This window comes from uncultured Clostridium sp., assembly GCF_937920395.1.
In the GTDB taxonomy this organism is placed as follows: Bacteria; Bacillota; Clostridia; order Clostridiales; family Clostridiaceae; genus Clostridium_AD.
Genome location: NZ_CALEVF010000094.1, coordinates 1 through 5,176 on the forward strand (window position 1 = coordinate 1; position 5,176 = coordinate 5,176).

5 protein-coding genes and 1 other annotated feature are annotated in these 5,176 nt (G+C 32.4%); all 5 genes read left to right on the forward strand.

The genetic code is table 11. The features are described from left to right. The first annotated feature begins 52 nt into the window (after positions 1–52). On the forward strand, positions 53–478 hold the full coding sequence (gene rplK, locus Q0649_RS08835) for a 50S ribosomal protein L11 (protein ID WP_298840375.1): 426 nt from the start codon (positions 53–55) through the stop codon (positions 476–478). A gap of 58 nt (positions 479–536) precedes the next feature. After that, a complete protein-coding gene (rplA, locus tag Q0649_RS08840; protein WP_071614643.1) occupies positions 537–1,226 on the forward strand; it encodes a 50S ribosomal protein L1 in 690 nt (229 codons plus the stop codon). Positions 1,227–1,263: 37 nt separating this feature from the next. Then, positions 1,264–1,400 (forward strand) — a sequence feature (ribosomal protein L10 leader region). Between the two features lie 38 nt (positions 1,401–1,438). Continuing rightward, positions 1,439–1,936, forward strand: a complete 498-nt coding sequence (gene rplJ, locus Q0649_RS08845) for a 50S ribosomal protein L10 (protein ID WP_298840389.1) — start codon at positions 1,439–1,441, stop codon at positions 1,934–1,936. Positions 1,937–2,074: 138 nt separating this feature from the next. After that, positions 2,075–2,434, forward strand: coding sequence for a 50S ribosomal protein L7/L12 (gene rplL, locus Q0649_RS08850; RefSeq protein WP_216149083.1), 360 nt, complete (start codon positions 2,075–2,077; stop codon positions 2,432–2,434). Positions 2,435–2,697: 263 nt separating this feature from the next. Beyond that, positions 2,698–5,176: DNA-directed RNA polymerase subunit beta (gene rpoB, locus Q0649_RS08855; RefSeq protein WP_298840386.1), on the forward strand; the 2,479-nt coding region annotated here is incomplete at its 3' end.

Consider the following 5,176-nt stretch of genomic DNA (forward strand, 5'->3'; position numbering starts at 1 on the left):
TTAAGTGGGAGGATTTTAAATCCGATTACCACAATATAGGAGGTATAAATTCATGGCTAAGAAAATAACAGGGATGATAAAACTTCAACTTCCTGCAGGGAAAGCTACTCCGGCACCACCAGTTGGACCAGCACTTGGACAACACGGTGTTAATATCATGGGATTCTGTAAAGAATTTAATGCAAAAACTGCTGATCAAGCAGGCATGATAATACCAGTAGTTATAACAGTATATCAAGATAGATCTTTTAGTTTTATACTAAAGACTCCACCAGCAGCTATATTATTAAAGAAAGCAGTTGGTTTAGAAAGCGGTTCTGGTGTTCCAAACAAAACCAAAATTGCTACAGTTTCTAAAGCTAAAGTAAGAGAAATAGCAGAACTTAAGATGCCAGATTTAAATGCTGCATCAATTGAAGCTGCTATGAGTATGATAGCTGGAACAGCAAGAAGTATGGGAATAGTTGTAGAAGAATAATTTTGAATTAATTACGTGGGAGGTAAAAACCGTTATTACCACGAAGGAGGATACTATTATGGGAAAAAATTACAAAGAAAGCGCAAAGCTTATTGATAAAAGTGCTTTATATACACCAAAAGAAACTATGGACCTTGTAGTAAAAACATCTAAAGCTAAATTCGATGAAACTATAGAACTTGCTATCAGTCTTGGTGTTGATCCAAGACATGCAGATCAACAAGTCAGGGGTGCAGTAGTACTTCCTTATGGAACAGGTAAAAGTGTTAAAGTTTTAGTTTTTGCTAAAGGCGATAAAGCTAAAGAAGCAGAACTTGCTGGAGCCGATTTTGTTGGAACTGATGAATTAGTTGATAAAATTCAAAAGGAAAATTGGTTTGGATTTGATATAGTTGTTGCTACACCAGATATGATGGGTGTTGTTGGTAAATTGGGTAGAGTGCTAGGACCTAAAGGTTTAATGCCGAATCCAAAATCAGGAACAGTTACTTTTGATGTTACTAAAGCAATAAATGAAATTAAAGCTGGTAAAGTTGAGTATAGAGTTGATAAAACTTCTATAATCCATGTAGCCATTGGAAAAAAATCTTTTGGAGCTGAGAAATTAATAGCTAACTTTCATGCATTAATGGAAGCAGTAGTTAAAGCTAAACCATCAGCAGCTAAAGGACAATATTTAAAATCAGTATCAGTTTCAAGCACTATGGGACCTGGAATAAAAGTAAATCAGGCTAAAGTCTTAGATTAGTATAGACAAATAGGCTTAAACGTGGTATGATTTTTAAAGTAAAATAAATGATATTCCGTAGATAGTAGGTGCGAAAGCATAAAAGATAACATACCTGCCGAGGATTCCAATAAATGTACTTATGTACAGATATTAGATCTCTTCGTGTCTACGGAGAGATTTTAATTTTCTTATAAAGCAGTTAAAAACTGTTAGGAGGTGTATATACAGTGTTGAGTAATAATAGACAATTAAAAGAAGTGAAAATAGCAGAAATAAAAGAAAAATTAGCAAAAGCTAAAGGTGTAGTACTTAGTCAATATCAAGGTCTTAATGTAGAAGAAGATACAGAGCTAAGAAAAAACCTTAGAGAAGTTGGGGTAGAATATAAAGTATATAAAAACACTTTAGTTATTCTAGCAGCTAAGGAATTAGGAATTGAAGGTATAGAAACTTATTTACAAGGATCTATTTCATTAGCATTTGGATATGAAGATGCAACTGTTGCAGCTAGAATTTTAAAGGAGTTTGCAAAAACTCATAAAAAATTAGAACTTAAAGCAGCTTTAATTGAAGGTAAGATATTCGATAGCGCAGAAGTTAACGCTCTAGCATTAATACCATCAAGAGATGTTCTTATTGCAAAATTACTTGGAAGCTTCAAGGCTCCATTATCAAATCTTGCATACTTATTGAATTCAATTAAAGAGCAAAAGGAATCAGCACAATAATATATTAAATATTATGTGAGGATACATAGCTAATTAATTTAATTGTTTTAAATCAGACCTTCTATGAAGGTGATTACGCCTTGTGTAGAGGCAAATACAAATATATATATATGAAAAAAATTCGGAGGTGCATTTATAATGACAAGAGAAGATATTATTCAAGCTATAAAAGATATGAGTGTTTTAGAATTAAATGAACTAGTAAAAACTTGCGAAGAGGAATTTGGAGTAAGTGCTTCAGCACCAGTTGCTGCTGCAGGAGCTGCTTCAGCTGTAGCTGAAGAAAAAACTGAATTCGACGTAATACTTAAAGAAGTTGGACCTAACAAAATTAAAGTTATTAAAGTTGTTAGAGAATTAACTGGACTAGGACTAAAAGAAGCTAAAGATATAGTTGACGGAGCTCCAAAAACTATAAAAGAAGCTGTAAATAAAGATGATGCTGCTGCTATGAAAGCTAAACTTGAAGAAGTTGGCGGAGTTGCAGAAGTAAAATAATTTTATTATAAAAGAAGGGTACTTTTATATAAGAGTGCCCTTTTTTAAAATGTTATGTTGACATAGAAATATAATTATGATAATATAGCGTAATGTAAGAAAACTAGCAATTTTACATTAAAATAAATGTAATTACTGGTTATTGTGAATTAAATTAACAAATAAGGTTATAATAATATGATAAGTGTCTGAATCCAGAAGCATAAGGTCCTAATGGAAAGTGTGTTTTTGGTTATTTTAGTTTATACAAGGGGTGAAAGCTGATGGTACATCCTGTCCAACTAGGTAAGAGAACAAGAATGAGTTTTTCAAAGATTGCAGAAGTAACTGATATGCCAAATTTAATTGAGATACAGTTAGATTCTTATGATTGGTTTTTGAAAGAAGGACTTCAAGAAGTTTTTGATGATATAAATCCTATTCAAGATTATACGGGAAATCTTGTTCTAGAGTTCGTAGGATACAAACTTGATATAGAAAATATTAAGTATACTGAAGAACAATGTAAAGAAAGAGATACAACTTACGCAGCACCTTTAAAAGTTAAGGTTAGATTGCGTAATAATGAAACAGGTGAAATCAAGGAGCAAGAAGTCTTTATGGGAGATTTCCCATTGATGACACCACAAGGTACATTTGTTATCAACGGTGCAGAAAGAGTTATAGTAAGTCAATTGGTTAGATCACCAGGAGTTTATTATAATTATTCAGTTGATAAAACAGGAAAAAAACTATACTCAGCTACTGTAATTCCAAATAGAGGAGCTTGGCTTGAGTATGAAACAGATTCTAACGATATAGTATATATTAGAATTGACAAGACTAGAAAATTACCAATAAGTATCTTAGCAAGAGCTATGATGGATAATGGTAGTGATTTAGACTTACATCAATTGTTAGGTGAAGAAGAAAGATTAAAAGCAACAATAGAAAAAGATAATACTAAAACAAGAGAAGAAGCTTTAATAGAAATATATAAGAGACTAAGACCAGGTGAACCACCAACAGTAGATAGTGCTGTATCTCTTATTGATTCATTATTCTTTGATGCGAAGAGATATGATTTGTCAAGAGTTGGTAGATATAAATTCAATAAAAAACTATCGATTAACCATAGAATCGCAAATCAAATTGCTGCTGAGAATATTGTAAACCCTACAACTGGTGAAGTAATAGTTGAAAAAGATCAAAAAATAGATAGAGAAACTGCTATAGAAATTCAAAATCTTGGAATTAATGTAGTGGATCTTCAAGTTGAGGATAAAGTAATAAGAGTCATAGGAAATAACTTTGTTAACCTTAATAAGGTAGTTAACTTTGATATTTCTGACCTTAATATTAGAGAAATGGTTCATTATCCAACATTAAAAGAAATATTAGATAATTACAGTGATGAAGAAGAAATTAAAGAGCAAATAAAAGCTAATAAAACTAGATTGATACCAAAACATATAATTAAAGATGATATGTATGCTACAGTGAGCTACGAGTTAGGACTAACTTACGATATCGGTTATATTGATGATATTGATCATTTAGGAAATAGACGAATTAGATCTGTAGGGGAACTTTTACAGAATCAATTTAGAATTGGATTATCTAGAATGGAAAGAGTAGTCAAGGAAAGAATGACAATTCAAGACCAAGAAGGAATAACTCCTCAAGCACTAATAAACATAAGGCCAGTAGCAGCAGCTATAAAAGAATTTTTTGGAAGTTCTCAACTTTCTCAATTTATGGATCAAACAAATCCATTATCAGAACTTACAAACAAAAGAAGATTATCTGCGCTAGGACCAGGTGGACTTTCAAGAGAGAGAGCTGGCTTTGAAGTTAGAGACGTTCATTACTCACACTATGGTAGAATGTGTCCAATAGAGACTCCAGAAGGACCTAATATAGGGCTTATTAACTCACTTGCAAGTTATGCTAAGGTAAATGAATATGGATTTATTGAAACACCATATAGACTTGTAGATAAAAAAACATCAATAGTTACAGACAAGATTGTTTATATGACTGCAGATGAAGAAGATTCATATTTAGTAGCACAAGCAAGCGAACCAATCGGTGATGATGGTACTTTTGTAGATGATAAGGTAACTGTAAGAAGTACAACAGAAATAATGATTGTTCCAAAAGATGAAGTTGATTTAATGGATATATCACCAAGACAGATAGTTTCTGTTGCAACTGCTATGATTCCATTTCTTGAGAATGATGATGCAAGTCGTGCACTTATGGGTTCGAACATGCAGCGTCAAGCAGTACCATTATTAAAGTCACAATCTCCAATTGTAGCTACTGGAATAGAATATAGAGCTGCAGTAGATTCTGGTGTTCTTCCGAAAGCTAGAAATGCCGGAATAGTTGAGTACGTAAGTGCTAACGAGATTAAAGTAAGAAGAGAAACAGACAGTGGACTCGATGTTTATAAAATTCTTAAGTTTAAAAGATCTAATCAGGGTACATGTATAAATCAGAAACCTATAGTTAATAAAGGAGAGAAAGTTGAAGTAAATTCTGTTTTAGCAGATGGTCCTTCAACAGATCTTGGAGAAATAGCTTTAGGTAAGAATATCCGTATTGGGTTTGTAACTTGGGAAGGTTATAATTATGAGGATGCAATGTTAATATCTGAAGAACTTGTTCGTGATGATATATTTACTTCAGTTCATATTGAAGAATACGAATCAGAAGCAAGAGATACTAAGCTTGGACCTGAAGAAATAACTAGAGACA